This window comes from Bradyrhizobium sp. Kon10, from assembly GCF_055807395.1.
In genome coordinates, this window is the sequence record NZ_JBVVOZ010000003.1 from 318,346 (window position 1) to 334,533 (window position 16,188).

The window sequence follows — 16,188 nt, forward strand, 5'->3', positions numbered from 1 at the left end:
TCCCTATTCCGCGGCGACTGGCAGCGATGCGTTCTGAAGCAGGCGCCAAATCCGGTTCGGCGTCGCCGGCATGTCGACATGGGTGACGCCGAGATGCGATAGCGCATCGACCACCGCGTTGATCACAGCGGCCGGTGAGCCGATGGTCCCGACCTCGCCGCAGCCCTTCACGCCCATCGGGGTATGCGTGCAAAGGGTGGAGTGAGTTGCGACCTTCATCATCGGCATGTGGTCGGCTCGCGGCATGCAGTAGTCCATCAGCGAGCCCGACAGCAGCTGGCCGGAGCCTTCGTCATAGACCGCGTTCTCGAACAGCGCCTGGCCGACCCCCTGCACGATGCCGCCGTGCAGCTGGCCCTCGACGATCATCGGGTTGATGACGGTGCCGACGTCGTCCACCGCCGTGTAGTTGACCAGCGTCACCGTGCCCGTCTCCGGATCGACCTCGACCTCGGCGATATGGCACCCGCCGGGATAGGTGAAGTTGACGGGGTCGTAATAGGCCTGCTCTTCGAGCCCGGGCTCCAGCACTTCGAGCGGATAATTGTGCGGCACATAGGCGGCGCCCGCGATCTCCTCGAACGTCTTCATGCGATCCGTGCCGGCGACCGAGAATTGTCCGGCCTCGAACTGGATGTCGACTTCGGCCGCCTCGAGCAGATGGGCTGCGATCTTCTTGCCCTTGGCGACGACCTTGTCGGTCGCCTTCGACAGCGCCGCGCCACCAACCACCAGCGAGCGCGAGCCGTAGGTGCCCATGCCGAACTGCACGCGATCGGTATCGCCGAACACGATGTCGACATTCTCAAACGACACGCCGAGCTTTTCCGAGACGATTTGCGCAAAAGTCGTCTCGTGGCCCTGGCCGTGGTTGTGCGTGCCGATCATGACCGTCACCTGCCCGGTCGGATGCACGCGCACCGTGGCGCTCTCATAGAGGCCGCCGCGCGCGCCCAGCCTGCCCGCGAAGCGCGACGGCGCGAGGCCGCAGGCCTCGACATAGGTCGAGTAGCCGAGCCCGCGGAACTTGCCCCTGCGCGCCGATTCCGCCTTGCGGATGCCGAAATCCTTGACGTCGGCGGCGACCAGCGCGCCGTCGAGGCAGCCAACCGGATCGCCGGAATCGTACTGCACCAGCACCGGGGTCTGATACGGATAGGCCTCCTTCGGGATCATGTTGCGGCGGCGGATCTCGACGCGGTCGATGCCCATCTCGCTGGCGGCGACATCGACGATGCGCTCCAGCACGAAGGTCGCCTCGGGCCGACCGGCGCCGCGATAGGCGTCGACCGGAACGGTGTTGGTGAAGACGACCTTCACGTTGCAGTAGATCGCCGGCGTGGTGTAGACGCCGCCGAGCAGCGGGCCGTAGAGATTGGTCGGGATGTTCGGCCCGAAGGTCGAGAGATAGCCGCCCATATTGGCGAGCGTGTTGACGCGGAAGGCGAGAAATTTTCCGGTCTCGTCGAGCGCCAGCTCGGCCTCGGTGACATGATCCCGGCCGTGACGGTCGGACACGTAGCCCTCCGAGCGGCTTGCAACCCATTTGATCGGTCGCATCACGCGCTTGGCGGCCCAGGTGATCACGGCCTCTTCGCCGTAGTGGAACTGCTTGACGCCAAAACCGCCGCCGACATCGGGCGCGACCACGCGCAGCTTGTGCTGGGGGATGTTCAAGACCAGCGCGCCCATCAGGAAGCGCACGACATGCGGGAACTGGCTGGTGGTCCACAGCGTGAAGCGGTCGGTGCCGGGCTCGTATTCGGCGATCGCCGCGCGCGGCTCCATCGGATTGCCGATCAGGCGGTTGTTGACGAGGCTCAGCTTTGCGACATGCGCCGCCTTGCGGAATGCGGTCTCAACCGCGGCCTTGTCGCCCAGCTCCCAGTCGCAGCAGATGTTGTTCGGCACGTCGTCGAACAATTGCGGTGCCCCCGGCCGGACCGCTTCGAGCACGCCGACCACGGAAGGCAGCACCTCGTAGTCGACTGTCAGCAGCTCGGCCGCCGCGTTGGCCTGCGCCGGCGTCTCCGCGACGACGAACGCCACCATGTCGCCGACGAAGCGCACCTTGTCCTGCGCCAGCGTTGGAAACGGCGGCTCCTTCATCGGCACGCCCTTGGCATCCGAAATGCCCCAGCCGCAGGGCAGCGAGCCCAGCTTGTCGGCCTTGACGTCGTGGCCGGTCAGGACGGCGATGACGCCGGGGGCCGCGAGAGCGGCGCTCTTGTCGATGCCGCGTAGCACCGCGTGGCCGTGCGGCGAGCGCACGAACACGCCGGCGGTCATGCCGGGGCGCTTGATGTCGGAGACGTAATTGCCGCGTCCGGTGAGGAAACGCTGGTCTTCCTTGCGTTTCGGTGACGCACCGATCCCGATCACATTGCCCATGGTCACTCTCCCTTGGCGGCGTTCATGGCGGCTGCGCCGGCCATGACCGAGACGACGATGTTCTGGTAGCCGGTGCAGCGGCAGATATTGCCTTCGAGGCCGTGGCGGACGTCGGCTTCCGTCAGCACCGGCTTTTCGGTGGCAAGCGCCACCGCGGTCATCAGCATGCCGGGCGTGCAGAAACCGCACTGGAGGCCGTGGTGCTCGCGAAACGCTTCCTGCATGGGATGCAATTGGTTCGAGCCAGGCGCGCCTTGCAGGCCTTCGATGGTCAGCAGCGTCGCGCCGTCGAGCGCGGGGGCGAGCAGCGTGCAGCTCTTCACCGGAAGCCCATTGAGGTGCACCACGCAGGCGCCGCACTGGCTGGTGTCGCAACCGATATGGGTGCCGGTCAGGCTGAGCGTCTCGCGCAGGAGCTCGGTCACGAGCGTTGCCGGCTCGACATCGATCGTGGTTGGCCGGCCGTTGAGTGTGAAGGATATCTGCACGGTCATACTCCTGTGCGCGACGGGGCTTTAGGCGAGTGGAAGGGCGCTGCCGGTGGCCCATGTGGCCGTCACGACATCGCCGACGGTGAAGGGATCCGCGAAGAAGATCTTTTCCGGCACGTAGGCCACGAACGCGTCGTCCGGCACCGTGTCGAGCATGACCTTGACGAAATAGCCCTGGTATTCGATCGCGAGCACGCGGCTCGGCAGTGACGTCGTGCAGCCGGGCGGCAAGTCCTTGCCGGACCTGACCAGCACGACATCGTCACGGCGCACGGCGATGTCGACCTGGTCGCCGACGCTAACTGTCGAGCGCGCCTGAAGCGGCACCTCGATGCCGGAAGGAGCGGCCTGCGCGAGCGTGAAGCTCGCGCCGTTGACCTTTTCCACCCGCCCCGACAGCACGTTCTGGCCGCCCATGAACTCGGCCACGTAGCGGTCGTGCGGATGCGCGTAGACATCGCGCGCGGCGCCCGCCTGCTTGATCTTGCCCTGCTCCATCACCACCACGAGATCAGCCAGCGCGATCGCCTCGAGCTGGGTATGCGTGACGTGGATGAAGGTGATGCCGAGCTCCTGCTGCATCCGTCGCAGCTCCTGGCGCATCTGCACCCGGAGCTGCTCGTCCAGCGCGGACAGCGGCTCGTCGAGCAGCAGCACCCGCGGCTCGGTGATTGCCGCGCGCGCCAGCGCCACACGCTGCTGCTGGCCGCCGGAGAGCTGCGCCGGCAGCCGGTCGGCGAACTGCGTCAGACGTACCTTTTCGATCATGGCATCGGCCGCACGCAGGCGATCGGCTTTCGACATGCCGCGCACGCGCAGCGCAAAGGCGATGTTCTCGCGCACCGTCAAATGCGGAAACAGCGCGTAGGACTGGAACATCATCGCGGTGCGCCGCTGCACCGGCGCGAGCCCGACGACGTTCTGGCCCCCGATCACGATCTCGCCCGCGGTCGGATCTTCGTGGCCCGCGATCATGCGCAGGATCGTGGTCTTGCCGCAGCCGGACGGCCCGATGAAACAGCAATAGGCGCCGTCCGCGATCTTGAGATTGACGCCGTCGACCACGTAGGTCGCGCCGTCAAAGCTCTTGCAGACGCCCGCCAGTTCGATATCGCCGCGATCCTTGTTCATTCCCAGCCTAGCCCTTTGCCCCGCTGCCGCGCTTCTTCTGGATCAGCACGATGCTGCCGAGGCTCGCACCGATGACGATGAAGGAGACGATAGTCGTCACCGTGCCCAGCGCGTAGAGCGACGGCGAAGTGACGTTCAGCGTCATGCTCCAGATCTCCAGCGGCAAGGTGTTGAGCGAGCCCGCCGTCTGCAGGCTGCGCGCGAATTCGTCATAGGACAGCGTGAAGCCGAACAGCGCGACCGCGACCAGGCCAGGCGCCAGCACCGGGATCATCACCAGCCGGATCGACTGCCAGCGGCTGGCGCCGAGATCGTAGGCCGCCTCCTCCCAGACATGGTTGAAACGCGACATCACCGCGAACATCACCAGCACGCCGAACGGCAAGGTCCAGGACAGCTGCGCGCCGAGCGCGGAACTGTACCAGCTCGCATTGAGCCCGAGCGCCTGGAACAGCAGACCGGTGCCGAGGCCGAGCACGAGGCCCGGCGCAACCAGGCTGCCGATCATCAGGTAGAACACCACGGTGTCGCCGCGGAAGCGCTTGCGGAAACCGAGGCCGGCGAGGAACGAGACCACCACCGTGATGATGGTGACGATGACCGCGAGCTTGATCGAGCGGTCGAAAGAGCCCTTGACGTCGCCGGTACGCACCTGGGTGAAGAGATCGACGAACCAGTGCAGCGACTGCCCCTTCATCGGGAACACGAGGCCGCCCCGGATATCCTGGAACGACAGGATGTAGATGCAGAACATCGGGCCGTAGAGCGCCAGCACGTAGAGTGCAAACAACGCCGCGAGCACGTAGAACGTCCAGGGCCGTCCGCCCTTGCTTGGCGCGATTGCCTTGGTGCTCACGGGCGCGACCGTCTTTGGCGTGTCGGTCTTGGACATGTCAGGCTTGGGCAGGTCAGCTTTGGGCATCTCTGCGAGAACAGCGCTCATCGCGTGATCTCCTGCCTGATGTCGACGGTGCGCAGGATCAGCGAGACGATCGCGACCAGCACCAGCGTCAGCAGCACCGCACTTGCCGCCGCGGTCGGATATTGCAGCACGCCGACGTCCTCGTAGAAGGCGCTGACCACCGAGGCCGAACCGCCGCCGGACATCACCTTGACCACGAAGAAGTCGCCCATCACGATCGACACCACGAAGATGGTGCCGAGCGCGATGCCGCTCTTGGACATCGGCACCACGATCAGGCGCATGATGTCGAAACGGCTGGCACCCGCATCGATCGCGGCCTCGATCAGTTTCTTGTCGATCCGCGCCATGGAGTTGAAGATCGGCACGATCATGAAGATGGTGAGCTGATGGACATAGGCGATGACCACCGCCAGGTCAGAAAACAGCAGCACCTCCAGCGGCTGGCGGATCACGCCGAGGGCGAGCAGCGTCTGGTTGATCAAGCCTTCCTTGCCGAGCAGCGGGATCCAGGAAATCATCCGGATGATGTTCGAGGTCCAGAACGGCACCGTGCAGAGCAGGAACAGGCCGATCGCGAAAAGCTGGTTGCGAACGTGGAAGACCAGGAAATAGGCGACGAAGAAGCCGATGATGAGCGTGAAGATCCAGGTCAGCACCGTGAACTTGATGGTCGCAAGATACAGCTTCAGCGTCAGCGCCGAGTGCAGCACCTCGACATAGCTTGCGAGGGTGAAGCCCGGCGTCAGCCCGCCAAAGCCGTCGGTGGCAAAGAAGCTTGCCGCCAGCACGACCAGGATCGGCGCCACGAAGAACGGCACGAGCACCAGCACGAGCGGCGACACGTAGAGCCAGCCGGCAAGATTGGCGCGTTGTGGAATTGAACTGGACTGCATGTCGGCGAACGCCTCGAAGTCGGTCTCTTCCGCCGGCACGTCGCCGTGCCGGCGGTCTCGTCAGGTCAGGGAAAGCAGGTTCTAGGCCACCTTGAAGTCGTTCCAGCGCTTGTTCATGTAGGCGGCCTCGTCCATCAGCGTGTTCCAGCACGAGATATTCTTGACGCGGTCGAGGAACGAGCCGCCGTCGCGCTTGGTGCCGGCCTTCTCCATCGGCACGCCGTAGGGATCGTTGACCACCTCCGGTGCCGGCTGGCCCTCGTACCAGAACGCCCATTCGGCCGGGGTGAGGAATTTCTTCGCGGTCGATGGCACCGGGCTGTAATAGCCGTAGCGCGCGACGAAGCCGCCCTGCCAGCCCGACAGGTACCAGTTGAGATATTCGTAGGCCGCGTCGAGCTTCTTGCCGGAGAGATGTTTCATCAGGCCCATGCCGTTGCACCAGCCGCGATAGCCTTCCTTGCCGTTCTTGACATTCACCGGCGCGTAGACGCAGGGAATCTCCTTCACGCGCACGGCGGCAACCGCCGGCGACCACATCGACTGGATCACCACTTCGCCGGCAGCCATCAGCTGCACCGACTGGTCGAAGGTGGTCCAGGTCGCGCGGAACTGCCCCTCCTTCTTCAGCTCGATCAGCTTGTTGCAGGTGAAGTCGATCTCCTCCTTGGTCATGTTGCCCTTGTTGCCGTACTTGATCAGTCCGGCGCTTTCGAAGCAGAGCGCGGCATCCATGATGCCGATGGCGGGCACGTCGAGGATGGCGGCCTTGCCCTTGAACTTGGGGTCGATCAGATCCTTCCATTCCGTGACTTGATGGCCGACGAGGTCGGGCCGATAGCCGATCGAGTCGGCGTTGTAGACCTGCGGCAGGAAGGTCGCCCATTCGGTGACGCCGTCGTTCAGATCGGTCGAATCCGGCTTCGCGATATACATCGCCTCGTAAGGCGAGATGCCCTGGCGCGGGATCTTGTGGCCGTCGATCTCGCCCTTGGTGAAGATCGGCAGGATGCTGTCGAACTCCTTGATCTTCTTGACCTCGATACCCTGGATGACGCTGCGCTTGGCGGCAAGCTTGGCCTGCCATCCCTCGAGATCGGCGATATCGACCGTATTAGGCTGGCTAATGAAGCGGTTGATGGCAGCGGAGGTGTCGAGGTTCTGCATCGTCACCTTGAAGCCGAGATCCTTGGCCGCCTGATCGCCGATCGCCTTCACCACCGAATAGGACACGCCGACATGGCGCAGCTCGATGTCCTTGATCTCCTGCGCCCAGATGGTCGGGAATCCGCGGATCGCATCCGAGCCAGCGGCCGCGCCGGCAACGGCAGCGGCCCCCTTCAACAGCGTGCGCCGGCTCAGCTTTTTTGTCGACTTGGCGTCCGTTTTGACCTCCGTTCCAGCCGGATTGGAAGTGGATGTCCGCTTATCCTTGTCAAGCATGGCAACCCTCGTTGGCTACAATAGACGCGTCGCACCGATCGGCATTGAGCGGCTGCGATGAGATCAATTGCCCGTGAGGGTATTGGCGGGATTTCGCGAAGTAAAATTGGAAGTAAAAATTCGGCATATAAACGCGGCTAATGGATATGGCGGCTGCATTTGCTTTTGGCAGCGCGCGCATAAGAAGGCGTCAGGGCGTGCACACAAGACGGCGCAATCAACGACGGGGGCGGCTTCGCGCTTTGCGTGTGACAGGGGTTGCACTGCTCGTTGCCGCAACCTCATGCGCCGCGCAGGCCGGCGAGCTGGCGATCGCGGCTGCGGAATTGAAAGCGATCGGCACGATCGATCCGCGCTTTCAATCATACAACATTGAGATGGCCGAGGTGATGGGCGGCCGATTCTGGAAGCCGTATCCGCGCACGACACGGCCATTCGATCAGCATGATCGTTACAGCGACAGATCTCCGATCGATCTTGCCAACGCCCGTCTGCGCAGGCTCGCTGCGGCTTTATCGCCGGCGTATCTGCGCGTCAGCGGGACCTGGGCCAATGCCGCGTTCTTCGCCGACGGCGAACAGGCGCCGGCGACACCGCCACCGGGATTCAACGCGGTGCTAGGCCGCTCGCAGTGGCGCGGCATGATCGACTTTGCGCGCGCGGTCGATGCCGAGATCGTCACCTCTTTTGCGGTCAGTGCCGGCAGCCGCGATGCGGACGGCGCGTGGAGGCCGGACCAGGCGCAGCGCCTTGTCGATGAGACGCGATCGCAAGGCAGCCGGATCGCCGCTGCCGAATTCATGAACGAGCCGACGCTGGCAGCGACGAATGGCGCGCCGCCCGGATATGATGCAAAAGCCTACGGCCGCGATTTCGGGATCTTTCGCGCGTGGCTACAACGCGCCGCGCCGGAGACGCTGATCGTCGGCCCCGGTTCGGTCGGCGACTCCGCCGCGCCGTCCGTACCCGGCATACGCACGCGCGATCTGCTCGCGGCGTCAGGCGAAGGAATCGATCGCTTCTCCTACCATCATTACAACGCGGTCTCGGCGCGCTGTGGCGGAAACGACGAGCCGGCGCAGGCGCTCTCGGAACAATGGCTCGCCCGCACCGATGCGACGCTCGCGGTTTATCGCGGCTTGCGCGATCAGTTCGCGCCGGGCAAGCCGATCTGGCTGACCGAAACCGCCGATGCCGCCTGTGGCGGCAACCGCTGGGACAAGACCTTTCTCGACACATTCCGCTATCTCGACCAGCTGGGACGGCTGGCGAAGGCCGGCGTTCAGGTGGTGTTTCACAATACGCTGGCGGCAAGCGATTACGGCCTGCTCGACGAAATCACGTTCCGTCCGCGCCCCGATTATTGGGGCGCGCTGCTCTGGCATCAGCTGATGGGAACGACCGTGCTCGATGCAAGCGCGGCGACGGCGTCGAACCTTCACGTCTACGCACACTGTCATCCCTCAACGCCGGGCGCCGTGACGGTGCTCGCGCTCAATATCTCGCGGAATGCATTCCGCACGATCGTGCTGCCGCTTCCGTCCGAGCGCTACACGTTGCAGGCGGCAAGACTGCAAAGCGCCATGGTGAGATTGAATGGCGCCACGCTCGCACTCGCCGACGCGAATGAACTGCCGCGCCTTTCCGGGCAGGCGACGGCGGCCGGCGCGATCCGGCTCGCGCCGGCAACCATCACTTTCCTCACCTTTCCGGGCGCCGCGAACTCCGCGTGCCGATGACGGCGCTCAGGATCTGAGCGAATCCCGCGCCGTCTCCGGCGCCATCAGCGTTGCGACGAGCGTGATGATCGAGAGCGCGATGATGTAGAGCGACACCGGCCAGTACGAGCCGGCCCACGCCAGCAGCGCCGCGGCGATCAGCGGCGAGAAGCCCCCGCTGATCGCGGCCGCGACGTTGGCCCCCAACGAAGCGCCGCTGTAGCGCACCTGGGTGCGGAACAGTTCCGGCATGAACGCCGCCTTTGGTCCGAACAGCAGTGCATGGGTCAGCGTCATCGTCACGACGAGCGCCATCGTGATCAGCGCCGGCTCCCTGGTGTCGAGGAACCAGAACAGCGGAAACGCCAGCGCCACCGAGAACACGCCGCCGGCGAGATACAGCGCCTTGCGGCCAAGGATGTCGGACAGCCAGCCGGCGAGCGGCAGCGTCGCGAACTCGACGATCGCGGCATAGACCACCGCATTGAGGATCACCTGGCGCGGCAGGCCGAGCTTCGTCGTGGCATAGACCACCGTGAAGACGGTGAGGAGATAAGCGAGCCCGACTTCCGATACCGTGATGCCGATCGCCAGCAGAAAACTGCGCCAGTCGCGGCGGATCACCTCCCACACCGGCTGCGCCAGCACCTCCTTGCGCTCCACCACCTCCTTGAAATGCGGCGTCTCCGCGAGCTTGAGCCGCACGATGAGGCCGACGCCAACGAGCAGAATGCTGATCAGGAACGGCACGCGCCAGCCCCAGCTCAGGAAATCCGATTCGGGCAGTTGCGTCATCAAGCCGAAGATGCCGGTCGAGGCGGCAACACCGACCGGAAAACCGATCTGCACCAGGCTGCCGTAAAAGCCGCGGCGGTCGCCCGCATGTTCGGCCACCATCACCACCGCGCCGCTCCATTCGCCACCAAGCCCGATGCCCTGAATGAAGCGCAGGCACACGAGCAGAATCGGCGCCCAGACGCCGATCTGGCTATAGGTCGGCAGGCAGCCGATCAGGAACGTGCCAAGCCCCATCGCGATCATGGTCGCGACCAGCATGGTCTTGCGCCCGAGCCGGTCGCCATAATGCCCGATGATGGCGCCGCCGATCGGCCTTGCGACGAAGCCGACCGCATAGGTCGAGAACGCCGCCAAGGTCCCGACGACAGGATCGAAACTCGGAAAGAACAGCTTGTTCAGCACGAGCGCAGCCGCCGTGCCGTAGATCAGGAAATCGTACCACTCGATCGCGGTGCCAAGCGCGCTCGCCCACACCACATGCGCCGTCGTCGCTTTCTCCGCCGCCGCAGAGACCGTCATTGCTGCCGTCATGTGATGCCCCCAACATTCCGGAGAGCATCATGGCCAATCGCGGTCGCGGTTGCAACCTCCGGCGGTGTTGAACGTACCGTATCACACCACCAGAGATTCGCGCCCGCCTGCATCAACCCCCGTCATTGCGAGCGAAGCGAAGCAATCCAGAATCTTGCCGCGGAGACAGTCTGGATTTGTTTCGTCGCAAGGGCTCCTCGCAATGACGGGTGTTGAAGCAATTCCGACCCGTCTCCCCGAAGTCCCCTGCAATCGCCCCTACTTCACGGGCACCGTATAGTTCAGGATCAGCCGGCCGCCATCGGGATAGATGGTCTGGCCGGTGATGTAGGAGGCATCGTCGCTGGCGAGGAACGCCACCACGGACGCGACCTCGCTCGGCTCGCCGCCTCGGCCGATCGGGGTGCGCGACAACACGTTCCTGCGTGCATCCTCCGAGGTGTAGATCGCCGATGCCACCATGTCGGTCAAAATCGTACCCGGCCCGACCGCGACGACGCGAATGTTGTGGGGAGCAAGCGCCACAGCCGCCACCGAGGTCAGCTGCTTCATGCCGCCCTTGGAGATGGCGTAGGTCGCAAGCGTGGGAATTGCCAGCAGCGCATTCACCGAGGACATGTTGATGATGACCCCGCCGCGGCCTTGCGCGATCATTTGCCTCGCCGCCGCCTGCACCCCAAAGAACGCGCCCTTCAGATTGATGGCGATAACGTCGTCGAAATCCTGCTCGGAAATGTCCAGGATGTCCTGGTTGCGCGCGACGCCGGCATTGTTGACCATGATGTCGAGCCGGCCGAACTCCTTGGCGGCTGTCGCAACGATCTGATCGACGTCAGCCCGCCTGGCAACATTGCCGGGGACGACGCGCAAGGCATCCGGCCGTCCCAGCTCGGCGGCCGTCGCGGCAAGGCCTTCGGCATCGACATCGGAGATGACGACCTTGACACCGTCGTCGAGGAATCGCTTCGCGCAGGCCTTGCCGATGCCGCGTGCCGCGCCGGTGATGGCGGCGACCTTGCCGGATAGTTTCATGGGTCTCACTCCAGAATAGTTGCTTGCGAACGAGCGCGCCGATCAATTCGCAGACCGCGCCATGGCCGGCATATAAATCTGCGCGTAGCCTTCCTTGATTGCCGACGTAATGCGATCCAGCCGGCGGTCGATGTGCTTTTCCAGCACCGAGACGCAAGCGGCCTCGTCACGCGCCTTCAACCCTTCGAGGACGGCGCGGTGCTCGGCTTGCGTGTTGGAGCGGTTGCTGCGGTCCATGTCGATCCAACGCACGAAACGAATCCGGGCGTTGACGTTGCGCAGCACGCGCAGCATCTCGGCATTGTCAGACATCGCCATCAGCCGTTCGTGAAACGTCTCGTCCAGCTCGACCAGCTCGACCGATGAGCGCTCGCCGGGATCGGGGCCGGTGGCCTCGAGGAATCTCAACAGCGCGTCGATGTGCTCGTCCCTGGCGCGCTTGATGGCGAGGCGGATCGAGGCGACCTCGATCGACTTGCGCAGCTCGTAGAGGTCGAAGATCTCGTGGGCGTCGAGCTCGCGGCAGAAAAAGCCCTTGCCGGGCGTGAAGCGCAGAAAGCCCTCGGTGTTGAGCCGATTGAGCGCTTCGCGCAGCGGCGTGCGGCTGACGCCGAGACGCTTTGCCAGCTCACCTTCGTTGAGTCGCTCGCCCGGCTTGAACTCGTAGCTCACGGCCATGGCCTTGAGCTGTTCATAGACGCGGTCGACGATGCTGTCGGAAGGGAGTTCCAGGTGCTTGTTCATAGGCAGTTCTCGACCCCTAGCCGAACCGGCGCGGCCGCAGTCCGGCATGAAACCACGTGATCATCGAATAGATATCATAAACCGGCAGCCCGACCTCGGCCTGCAAGGCGGCGGCATAAGGCGGCATGTTGGTGCATTCCAGCACGATCGCGCCGACGTCCGGATTTTTGCCGACGAGTTGCTTGCCGGCTTCGACGACGTCGCGCTCGGCCTGCGCGATGTCCATGTCGTCCTTCTCGGCCTTGATCAGGACGCGGAAGAATTCCTTGCCGTTCTCGGTGCCGGCCAGCGGCGTGTCGAGCGGCACGCCGGCGCCTTCGAGATGGGCCGGGGTCAGGGTCGCGCCCGACACCGTGACCAGACCGACGCGCTTGCCCGGCGGCAAGGTCGCCTGCACCCACGGCACCTGCATTAGCGACGAGGTCGCAACCGGCACGCCGACCACAGCCGCGATCTCCTTCTGGAACAGCGAGAGGAAGCCGCAATTGGTGGTAATGGCCTCGGCACCCAGGCGCACCAGATCCTTCGCCGCATCGATGAAATCAGGCAGCAGACCGGCCGCGCCCTTCAGCACCACCTTCTCCGGCGAAGCGCCGCTCACGACGCGATAAAGCACGGGGAACGGCCAGGTGGTGCCGTTGCCCATGTCGCCGGGAATGCGGGGGAAGCGCGCCTCCAGCATCAAGATGCCGAGCGGCGCGCCGTAGATGGCCTTGCCGCCACGGGCGATGCGGGAGGGTGCGTTGGCTGGAGTGGTCATGGTGCGATCTCAGAGGAAGCGGGTCGGTGCGAACGGCGCGAGCGAAATTTCCGGCTGCTTGCCGCTCAGGAGTTGCGCGACCAGACGGCCGGTGCGGGCCGAGCCGACCAGGCCGACATGGCCATGGCCGAAGGCATAGACGATGTCGCGCGAGGCGCGCGCGTAGCCGATGCAGGGCCGGCCGTCGGGCATGCTCGGGCGATGACCGAACCAGGTTTTCATGCGGGAAGCCGGGATGTCCTTCGGCAGCTTCGGGAACATGCCCAGGAGATTGTCGCGCAAAATCTCTGCGCGCTTCCAGTTCGGTGCGGCTTCGAGGCCGGCGATCTCGACGGTGCCGGCGGCGCGCAGCCCCTTGTCGGTCCAGTTCACCACCATCTTCGCATCCGACGCCATCATCGAGCTGCGCGGACCGGACTCCGGATGCTCGATCATGACGTGATAGCCGCGCTCGGTTTCCAGCGGCAGCGGATCGCCGAGCGATGCGGTGAGCCGGTTCGAATGGGCGCCGGCCGCGACCACGGCGGCATCGCAACGAATCTCGCCGCTCTCGGTGACGACGGCGACGAGCTGGTCGCCATCGAGCCTGAACCCTGTTGCCTTGGCGCGGATGAGCTGCGCACCGCTCGCCAGCGCATGCTGGGCGAGCGCGGCAACATAAGCGCCGGGATCGCGGCAGCGGCCTGCCTCCTCCACTACCACGGCAAAGGTGTAGCGCGGGTGCAGCTCGGGCTCGCGCTGACGGATTTCGTCGGCATTGAGCTCGAGCCATTCGACGCCGACCTTCCTGCGCAACCGCCAGCCGAGATCATGGTCGAAATTGCCGCGCGAGGGGAACACGTGCATCACGCCGTTGCGCTCGATCAGCTCGGGCACGCCCGCTTCTTGCGCGAGTGTCCTGTGCAGCAGAGGCGCGTCCTTCAGGAGACCGCGCAGCGCGAACGCAGTCTTCTCGACCCGCGCCTCGGTCCAGCCCGAGAGCAGGTACTTGATCAGCCAGGGCAACGCCGTCGGCAGATAGGACCAGCGGATCGCGAGCGGGCCGAGCGGGTCCATCAGATAACCCGGCACCTTCTTCCAGATGCCGGGTTCGGCCGGCGGGATCACCGAATGCGACGACAGCCAGCCGGCATTGCCGTAGCTCGCCGCCTGCTCGCCGCCGGGCTCGCCCGCGTCGATCAGCGTGACGCGATGGCCCTCGCGCAGCGCCTCGATCGCGCTGATCACGCCGACGGCGCCGGCTCCGATGATGGCGACGTGGCGGCCGGTCGGCATCAGCCTGCTTTCACCGCGGGCGCAAAGTCCTTGCTGACCGAGATCGCGCGCGGATCGATGATGCAATGCAGGATCGACGGCTTGCCCGAGGCCAGCGCACGCTCGAACGCCGGCGCGAATTGTTCGGTGCGCTCGACGCGCTCGCCATGGCCGCCGAATGCTTTTGCGTACATCGCGAAATCCGGGTTCTTGAGCTGGGTGCCGACGACGCGGCCGGGATAGTCGCGCTCCTGGTGCATGCGGATGGTGCCGTATTGCGAATTGTCGACGATGATGACGACCAGCGGCGCGTCGTACTGAACGGCGGTCGCGAATTCCTGGCCGTTCATCAGGAAGCAGCCGTCACCGGCAAACGCGACAACGGTGCGATCCGGATATTGCCGTTTCGCCAGCACCGCCGCCGGCACGCCATAGCCCATCGAGCCCGAGGTCGGCGCGAGCTGCGCCGCAAAGCTGTGAAAGCGGTGATGCCGATGGATCCAGCCGGCATAATTGCCAGCGCCGTTGCAGACGATCGCATCCTTCGGCAGGCGGTCGCGCAGCCAGGTCATGATCTGCCCGTACTGGAATGCGCCCGGCAACTCGCGCGCTTTCTCGGTCCAGGCCAGGTAGTCAGCATGCGCCCTGGCCGCCTCGCCCTTCCACGCGATCGCGCCGGCGGGCTTCAGCGTCTCCACGGCGGCGACGAACGCAGCCGGCGTTGCCTGGATCGCAAGCTCCGGCTGGTAGATGCGGCCGAGCTCTTCCGAGCCCGGATGCACGTGAATCAACTTCTGCCGCGGCGTCGGAATATCGAGCAGCGTGTAGGACGACGACGGCATCTCCGACATGCGGCCGCCGATCAGAACAATGAGGTCGGCGCCGTCGACGCGCGCCTTCAGCCCAGGGCTCGGCCCGATGCCGAGATCGCCGGCATAGTGCGAGTGATCGGCATCGATCAGCGACGCCCGACGGAACGAGGTCGCGACCGGCAGGTCGAACCGCTCGGCGAACCGGGCGATGCTCTTCGTCGCCTCATCGGTCCAGCGCGAGCCGCCGAGAATCACCAGCGGCGCCTTCGCGCTCGCAAGCATGGCGCCAACACGCTCGATGTCGGCAGGCGCGGGCCAGCTCACCGCCGGCTCGATGCGCATGGCGTCGGCCACGGCTGCGGTCTCGGTCAGCATGTTCTCGGGCAGCGCGATCACCACGGGACCGGGACGGCCCTGCATCGCGACGCGGAACGCGCGCGCGACCAGCTCGGGAATGCGATCGGGGCGATCGATCTCGACCGCCCATTTCGCCATGGGGCCGAACACCGCCTTATAGTCGAGCTCCTGGAATGCCTCGCGCTCGCGCATGCCGGTATCGACCTGGCCGACGAACAGGATCATCGGCGTCGAATCCTGCATCGCGATGTGGACGCCGTGGCTGGCATTGGTCGCGCCGGGGCCACGGGTGACGAAGCAGATTCCGGGCCGCCCCGTGAGCTTGCCATAGGCCTCCGCCATCATCGCGGCACCACCTTCGGCGCGGCAGATCATGACGTCGATCGGGCTGTCATGCAGCGCATCGAGTGCTGCGAGATAGCTCTCGCCGGGCACGCAGGTGACGCGCTCGACACCTTGCGCGACCAGCTGGTCGATCAGGATCTGGCCCCCGGTGCGGGTGTTGCGACTAGTCATGACAATTCCTCACACAAGTTTTGTTCGAGGTGGCGTAGGACAGGCGAACAGCTTTTCAGTGAAGGCGGCAAGCGCCATCATTGCGTCGACGAAAAGGGCGCGCACCACTTTCTTTCATCTTTCAGCTGAAGAAAATACTGTCCTGCATTTTATCCTGAATACAAGAATAGTCCAGACGCCGGGCTGAATCTCTTCAGGAGCAAGTGGGTGGAGATTCAGTTCTGGCCGACGGCAAAGCGTCGCGGTGAGACGGGCGGCCCGCGCGCGAGAGCATGGCGAAATCAGATTTGACTGCTTGCCACAGCGGAGGTGCTCTCCCTCCCCCGCTTGCGGCTAGGTGTGGTCTCTCAGGAGTTTGTCCGCGTTGGGTCAAGCGGCCACATCCCGACTTG

General features: G+C 64.9%; 13 protein-coding genes. 1 reads left to right on the forward strand and 12 read right to left on the reverse strand.

The genetic code is table 11. The features are described from left to right. Positions 1 to 3 precede the first annotated feature (3 nt). The 6 genes from AC0L2O_RS06825 to AC0L2O_RS06850 form a co-directional block, all read right to left on the reverse strand. Positions 4 to 2,391, reverse strand: coding sequence for a xanthine dehydrogenase family protein molybdopterin-binding subunit (locus tag AC0L2O_RS06825; protein WP_473369159.1), 2,388 nt, complete (start codon positions 2,389 to 2,391; stop codon positions 4 to 6). Between the two features lie 2 nt (positions 2,392 to 2,393). Next, complete coding sequence (locus tag AC0L2O_RS06830) at positions 2,394 to 2,885, reverse strand: (2Fe-2S)-binding protein (protein ID WP_369721571.1); 492 nt, start codon at positions 2,883 to 2,885, stop codon at positions 2,394 to 2,396. Positions 2,886 to 2,906: 21 nt separating this feature from the next. After that, positions 2,907 to 4,013, reverse strand: a complete 1,107-nt coding sequence (locus AC0L2O_RS06835) for an ABC transporter ATP-binding protein (RefSeq protein WP_473369160.1) — start codon at positions 4,011 to 4,013, stop codon at positions 2,907 to 2,909. A gap of 7 nt (positions 4,014 to 4,020) precedes the next feature. After that, positions 4,021 to 4,956, reverse strand: a complete 936-nt coding sequence (locus AC0L2O_RS06840; RefSeq protein WP_369721569.1) for an ABC transporter permease — start codon at positions 4,954 to 4,956, stop codon at positions 4,021 to 4,023. Further along, entirely contained in the window at positions 4,953 to 5,831 is an 879-nt protein-coding gene (locus tag AC0L2O_RS06845) for an ABC transporter permease (protein ID WP_473369161.1), read from the reverse strand. Before AC0L2O_RS06845 ends, AC0L2O_RS06840 begins: the two co-directional genes overlap by 4 nt. Positions 5,832 to 5,912: 81 nt before the next feature. Then, positions 5,913 to 7,274, reverse strand: a complete 1,362-nt coding sequence (locus AC0L2O_RS06850) for an ABC transporter substrate-binding protein (RefSeq protein ID WP_473369162.1) — start codon at positions 7,272 to 7,274, stop codon at positions 5,913 to 5,915. A 248-nt stretch (positions 7,275 to 7,522) separates the two neighbouring features. Between AC0L2O_RS06850 and AC0L2O_RS06855 the strand changes: the two genes are divergently transcribed. After that, positions 7,523 to 9,013 carry a glycosyl hydrolase family 79 N-terminal domain-containing protein gene (locus tag AC0L2O_RS06855; protein ID WP_473369163.1) on the forward strand — a complete coding sequence of 497 codons (1,491 nt, stop codon included), beginning with the start codon at positions 7,523 to 7,525 and terminating at the stop codon, positions 9,011 to 9,013. 6 nt (positions 9,014 to 9,019) lie between these two features. Here the strand turns inward: AC0L2O_RS06855 and AC0L2O_RS06860 are convergent, their stop codons facing one another. The 6 genes from AC0L2O_RS06860 to AC0L2O_RS06885 form a co-directional block, all read right to left on the reverse strand. Further along, complete coding sequence (locus AC0L2O_RS06860) at positions 9,020 to 10,321, reverse strand: MFS transporter (RefSeq protein ID WP_473369164.1); 1,302 nt, start codon at positions 10,319 to 10,321, stop codon at positions 9,020 to 9,022. 258 nt (positions 10,322 to 10,579) lie between these two features. Beyond that, complete coding sequence (locus AC0L2O_RS06865; protein ID WP_409192188.1) at positions 10,580 to 11,353, reverse strand: SDR family NAD(P)-dependent oxidoreductase; 774 nt, start codon at positions 11,351 to 11,353, stop codon at positions 10,580 to 10,582. Between the two features lie 42 nt (positions 11,354 to 11,395). Then, a complete protein-coding gene (locus AC0L2O_RS06870; protein ID WP_473369165.1) occupies positions 11,396 to 12,097 on the reverse strand; it encodes a GntR family transcriptional regulator in 702 nt (233 codons plus the stop codon). 16 nt (positions 12,098 to 12,113) lie between these two features. Continuing rightward, positions 12,114 to 12,857, reverse strand: coding sequence for an aspartate/glutamate racemase family protein (locus tag AC0L2O_RS06875; protein ID WP_473369166.1), 744 nt, complete (start codon positions 12,855 to 12,857; stop codon positions 12,114 to 12,116). A 9-nt stretch (positions 12,858 to 12,866) separates the two neighbouring features. After that, entirely contained in the window at positions 12,867 to 14,132 is a 1,266-nt protein-coding gene (locus tag AC0L2O_RS06880; protein WP_473369167.1) for an NAD(P)/FAD-dependent oxidoreductase, read from the reverse strand. After that, positions 14,132 to 15,796: a thiamine pyrophosphate-binding protein gene (locus AC0L2O_RS06885; RefSeq protein WP_473369168.1), complete on the reverse strand. Its 1,665-nt coding sequence runs from the start codon at positions 15,794 to 15,796 to the stop codon at positions 14,132 to 14,134. Before AC0L2O_RS06885 ends, AC0L2O_RS06880 begins: the two co-directional genes overlap by 1 nt. Positions 15,797 to 16,188 lie beyond the last annotated feature (392 nt).